General features: G+C 68.1%; 4 protein-coding genes and 1 pseudogene. All 5 read right to left on the reverse strand.

The window, feature by feature from the left end; genetic code table 11:
- The coding region (gene kdpB / locus AC08OU_RS16375; protein WP_476605240.1) for a potassium-transporting ATPase subunit KdpB at window positions 1-1,701 on the reverse strand (1,701 nt) is incomplete at its 3' end.
- A complete protein-coding gene (kdpA, locus tag AC08OU_RS16380) occupies window positions 1,702-3,363 on the reverse strand; it encodes a potassium-transporting ATPase subunit KdpA (protein ID WP_476601285.1) in 1,662 nt (553 codons plus the stop codon).
- On the reverse strand, window positions 3,364-3,453 hold the full coding sequence (kdpF, locus tag AC08OU_RS16385) for a K(+)-transporting ATPase subunit F (protein ID WP_462188043.1): 90 nt from the start codon (window positions 3,451-3,453) through the stop codon (window positions 3,364-3,366). It lies immediately after the preceding gene.
- 453 nt (window positions 3,454-3,906) lie between these two features.
- A complete protein-coding gene (locus tag AC08OU_RS16390; protein ID WP_476605241.1) occupies window positions 3,907-4,677 on the reverse strand; it encodes a response regulator in 771 nt (256 codons plus the stop codon).
- A 96-nt stretch (window positions 4,678-4,773) separates the two neighbouring features.
- Window positions 4,774-4,965: pseudogene (locus AC08OU_RS16395) on the reverse strand (DUF72 domain-containing protein); the annotation flags it as partial.
- Window positions 4,966-5,006 lie beyond the last annotated feature (41 nt).

A 5,006-nucleotide genomic window follows, 5' to 3' on the forward strand; every position in this document is an offset into this window, starting at 1 on the left:
ATCGGCCTGGGCGAGCGCAGGGGCGTCGTTGGTGCCGTCGCCGGTCATTGCGACGAGCTTGCCGCCGGCCTGCTCTCGTTTGATCAGGGCCATCTTGTCTTCGGGCGTGGCCTCGGCGAGGAAGTCGTCGACGCCCGCCTCCTCGGCGATCGACCGGGCGGTCCGCGGATTGTCACCGGTGATCATGATGGTGCGGATGCCCATCCGGCGCATCTCGTCGAACCGCTCACGCATGCCCTGCTTGACGACGTCCTTGAGCTGGATCACGCCCAGGACGCGGGCCGTGCCGCCATCGGTGGCCTCGGCAACGACCAGCGGGGTGCCGCCGGAAGCGGAGATGCCGTCCACGATCTCCCCGGTCTCCGCGGGCACGGTGCCACCAAGATCTCGCACCCAGGTGATCACCGCGCTGGCCGCTCCCTTGCGCACCTGCCGGTTCGGCCCCCCATCGATCGCATCGAGGTCGACCCCGGACATCCGGGTCTGGGCGGTGAACGCCACGAACCGGGCGTGGCTGAGCTCGCCGGGACTACGCTCCCGCAGGCCGTAGGTGTTCTTCGCGTGCACGACGATGGAGCGGCCCTCGGGGGTCTCATCCGCGAGCGAGGACAACTGGGCCACGCTGGCCAGGTCATTCTCCGACGTGCCGCCGACCGGGACGAAGGCCCGCGCCTCCCGGTTGCCAATGGTGATCGTCCCGGTCTTGTCGAGCAGGAGGGTGTTGACGTCGCCGGCGGCCTCGACGGCCCGGCCGGACATGGCCAGCACGTTGCGTTGGACCAGCCGGTCCATGCCGGCGATGCCGATCGCGGACAGCAACGCGCCGATCGTCGTCGGGATCAGGCAGGCCAGCAGCGACACCATCACGATCCCGGACAGGCCGTCGCCGTTCAGCGCGCTGGTGTCCGGCACGCCCGGCAGCTGCGCCTTCGAGAAAATCGCCAACGGCTGCAGGGTCGCGACAGCGAGCAGGAAGGTGAGCGCCAGGGCGGCCAGCAGGATGTTCAGCGCGATCTCGTTCGGGGTCTTCTGCCGATTCGCCCCCTCCACCAGCGCGATCATCCGGTCGATGAAGCTCTCGCCCGGTTTCTGAGTGATCCGCACGACGATCCGGTCCGACAGCACCCGGGTGCCGCCGGTCACCGAACTGCGGTCACCGCCGGACTCCCGGATCACCGGCGCGGACTCGCCGGTGATGGCCGACTCGTCGACGCTGGCAATCCCCTCGATGACGTCGCCGTCCCCGGGGATGAACTGACCCGCCTCGACGACGACGGTGTCGCCCTGCCGCAGCCGCGGCGCGGGCACCTCCTCGAGCCGGCCGTCGTCGCGCAGCCGGTGGGCGATCGTGTCAGTCTTGGTGCGGCGTAGCGCGTCCGCCTGGGCCTTGCCGCGGCCCTCCGCAACCGCTTCGGCGAGGTTGGCGAACAACACGGTCAGCCAGAGCCAGACCGTGATCAGCCAGCTGAACGCGGTCTCGTCCCGAATCGCCAGGACAGTAGTGAACACCGCGCCGATCTCCACGATGAACATCACCGGGTTGCGCCACAGCGTGCGCGGGTCGAGCTTGCGCAGCGCGTCCGGCGTCGACCGCAGGAGCATCGTCGGGTCGAGCAGCCCCCCCTGTACCCGCCGGGGAGCCGGCGGCGGGGTCGGCGCGGGCGCCGGAACCGGCGTACCCGCAATGGTCGAGGTGGACATCTAGTGCAGACCCTCCGCGAGCGGCCCGAGCGCGAGCGCCGGGAAGAAGGTGAGAGCGACGATGATCACGGTGACGCCGACGAGCATCCCCACGAACTGCGGGCGATGGGTCGGCAGCGTCCCCGCGGTTTCCGGCACCGGCTGCTGTTTCGCAAACGATCCGGCCAGCCCCAACACGAAGACCATCGGCAGGAAGCGGCCGAAGGCCATCGCGAGGCCGAGCGCGGTGTTATACCAGTCGGTGTTCACCGTGATGCCGGCGAACGCCGAGCCGTTGTTGTTCGCCGCCGAGGTGAAGGCGTAGAGCACCTCGGACAGGCCGTGCGGCCCGCTGTTGAGCATCCCCGCCCGTTCCCCCGGCAGCGCCATCGCCAGGCCGGTGCCGACCAGCACGATGACCGGCATCGTGAGGAAATACAGCGAGGCGAACTTGATCTCTCGACTGCCGATCTTCTTGCCCAGGTACTCCGGCGTTCGTCCGATCATCAAACCCGCGACGAACACCGTGATCACCGCGAGGACCAGGATCCCGTAGAGTCCCGATCCGGTGCCGCCGGGCGCGACCTCGCCGAGCATCATGTTGAACAGCAGCGTCGCGCCACCCAGGCTGGTGTACGAGTCATGGAACGAGTCGACGGACCCGGTCGACGTCAGCGTCGTGGCCGTGGCGAACAGCGCCGAGTCCGGCACACCGAACCGGGTCTCCGTACCCTCCCGGGCCGCCCCGACGGCTGTCGGCACCGTGCCGTGGTGGATCGCCTGGAACACCTCGTTGGCTCCCAGACTGCCCACCGCCAGCACCGCCATCACCGCGACGATCGCCAGCCCCTGCCGGGTGCTGCCGACCATCTTGCCGAACGTCCGCGGCAACGCGAACCCGATCGACAGCAGCAGGTAGATCTCGAACCAGTTCGTCCAGGAGGTCGGGTTCTCGAACGGATGCGAGGAGTTGGCGTTGTAGAAGCCGCCGCCGTTGGTGCCGAAGTCCTTGATGGCCTCCTGGCTGGCGACCGGACCCCCGGTGACCGCCTGCTCCCCCCCGGCCAGGGTGGGGACCGTGGTGTTCCCGTGGAAGTTCTGGATCGCGCCGCCGGCGATCAGCACGATCGCCGCGAGCGCGCAGACCGGCAGCAGGATCCGCACGACGGTGCGGACCAGGTCCACCCAGAAGTTGCCCAGCTGGTCGGTCTTCTTCCGGGCGAAGCCGCGCACCACCGCGATCGCCACCGCGATACCTACCGCGGCGGACACGAAGTTCTGCACCGCCAGGCCGGACATCTGGACCAGATGGCCCATCGTCGACTCACCCGAATAGGCCTGCCAGTTCGTGTTCGTGGTGAAACTGACCGCCGTGTTCCACGCCAGGTCCGGCTTGACCGCCGGCAGGCCCAGCGCCAGCCACAGGTGGTTCTGCACCCGCTGGAACAGGTACAGGAACAGCACCGAGACGAGCGAGAACGCCAGCACGCTGCGGGCATACACCGACCAGCGCTGCTCGGCGCCCGGATCCACCCCGATCAGCCGGTAGATACCGCGTTCCACCCGCAGGTGCTTCCCGCTCGTATGCACCCGGGCCATATAGTCGCCGAATGGCCGGTAAGTCAGGGTAAGAGCCAGCACCATCGAGACGATGAAGATGACGCCCGCGGCGTTCGTGCCCATCTAGAACCGCTCCGGGAACAGCAGAGCCGCCACGAGGAAGATCGCGAGGGCTACGGCAAGGATCAGGCCGGCGATGTTCTCCACGCTCACAGCTTCTCCACTGCCTTGAGGGTTAGCCCGAGTACCGCGAACACCGCAAGGGTCAGCAGCACGAAGACAACGTCACGCACGGAACTCCTGCCTTCTACTTTGGATGAGATCGGAATAAATGCGCCGCCCTGGCTGGCGTCCTGGCCTGATGGCAGCTGCCAGTATCTAGCCCTTGCCGCCAGCGGACCAGCGAAGCTAACGGTCCAATGACGCCCAATCCCGAAAATTCAACACGGTGCTCACACGGCATCCGGCCCGGACGAGATCCGCACCCGCGCAAAACCCGGTGTGCGCAACCCGGATGAGACGCAGAACACCTCTCGGTGGTCCACGGACGGCCGCCCGGGCGGGGAGCAGGCCGGTCCGCCCCGTCTTGTCCAGGTGATCCCCGCGAAGGGTGTCCTGGCGCTGGGGTGTCCTGGCGCTACTGTGCGTGCTAATGAGGCGTGGTGGTTACGGCTGGTAGCGGTAGCCCAGGCCCGGTTCGGTGGTCAGGTAGCGGGGTCGGGCCGGGTCGGGTTCGAGCTTGCGACGCAGTTTGTTGATGTAGAGGCGGAGCGAGGAGCTGTCGTCCGCCACGCCGGGACCCCAGACCTGGCTGATCAGCTGCTGATGGCTGATGAGCTTCCCGGGGTGGCGTACCAGTGCTTCCAGCAGCCGCCATTCCGTCGGGGTGAGGCGTAGACCGTCCGGCTTGTCCTCTCCACCGGTCGCGGATGGACCCTCACGACCGCTGCCCGCGCCCGCGCCCGCGCCCGCGCCCGCGTCGGCGTCGGCGTCGGCGCTGTCTCGTGGGCTGATTCGCTTTTCCCCGAGGTCGATCCGGTACCGGCCGAGGTCGACAACGGTCACCGGTTCCGCGCTGGCGGCGCGGCGGGTCACGGCCCGGATCCGGGCCAGCAGCTCGTCGATCGAGAACGGCTTCGTGACGTAGTCGTCGGCGCCGGCGTCGAGCGCGGCCACCTTGTCGTGACCCGAGGCGCGACCGGACAACACGATGATGGGAACCCCGGTCCAACCCCGTAGCCCCTGGATAACCTCAACGCCGTCCATGTCGGGCAAGCCAAGATCCAGAATGACCAGGTCGGGTGGGCACGACGCCGCCTCCGACAGCGCGTGCCGGCCGTCCACCGCTGTGCGTACCTCGAACCCCCGAGCGCGCAGGGTGATCCGCATGGTCCGCAGCAGCCGCGGTTCGTCCTCCACGAACAGAAGACGGGTCATATCCGCCCCGTCCCCTCCAGCCACCTCCGGACCGGCAGCGCCTCCTACCCTGGCATCATCCCTCATCCTCGCCCCCTGCGCCTTCGCCCCTCCGGATCAGAAGAGGGTCAGAGGCTCGGTCGGTATCGGCTGAGGCAGTGCAGCGAGTTCAAGCACACGTACCCGTACGTCATCGTGGAAGCAGCGGGCGAGTAGTAGCGCGTCGGCGCTGTCCGGGGTGTGAATAAATACGGTGGGTGATCGGCCCTCGCGCAACCACTCGACGGCAGTGTCAATCCAACGCTGCCAGGAAGGCGCGCAACGCTTCGTCGACGCCCGTCAGGCGTAAA

The sequence above is a fragment of the Frankia sp. CcMO1 genome, assembly GCF_977945845.1.

Bases quoted from the DNA above. Each gene is read 5' to 3' on its own strand.
- kdpA (WP_476601285.1), bottom strand. From the start codon at position 3,363: ATGGGCACGAACGCCGCGGGCGTCATCTTCATCGTCTCGATGGTGCTG.
- AC08OU_RS16390 (WP_476605241.1), bottom strand. From the start codon at position 4,677: ATGACCCGTCTTCTGTTCGTGGAGGACGAACCGCGGCTGCTGCGGACC.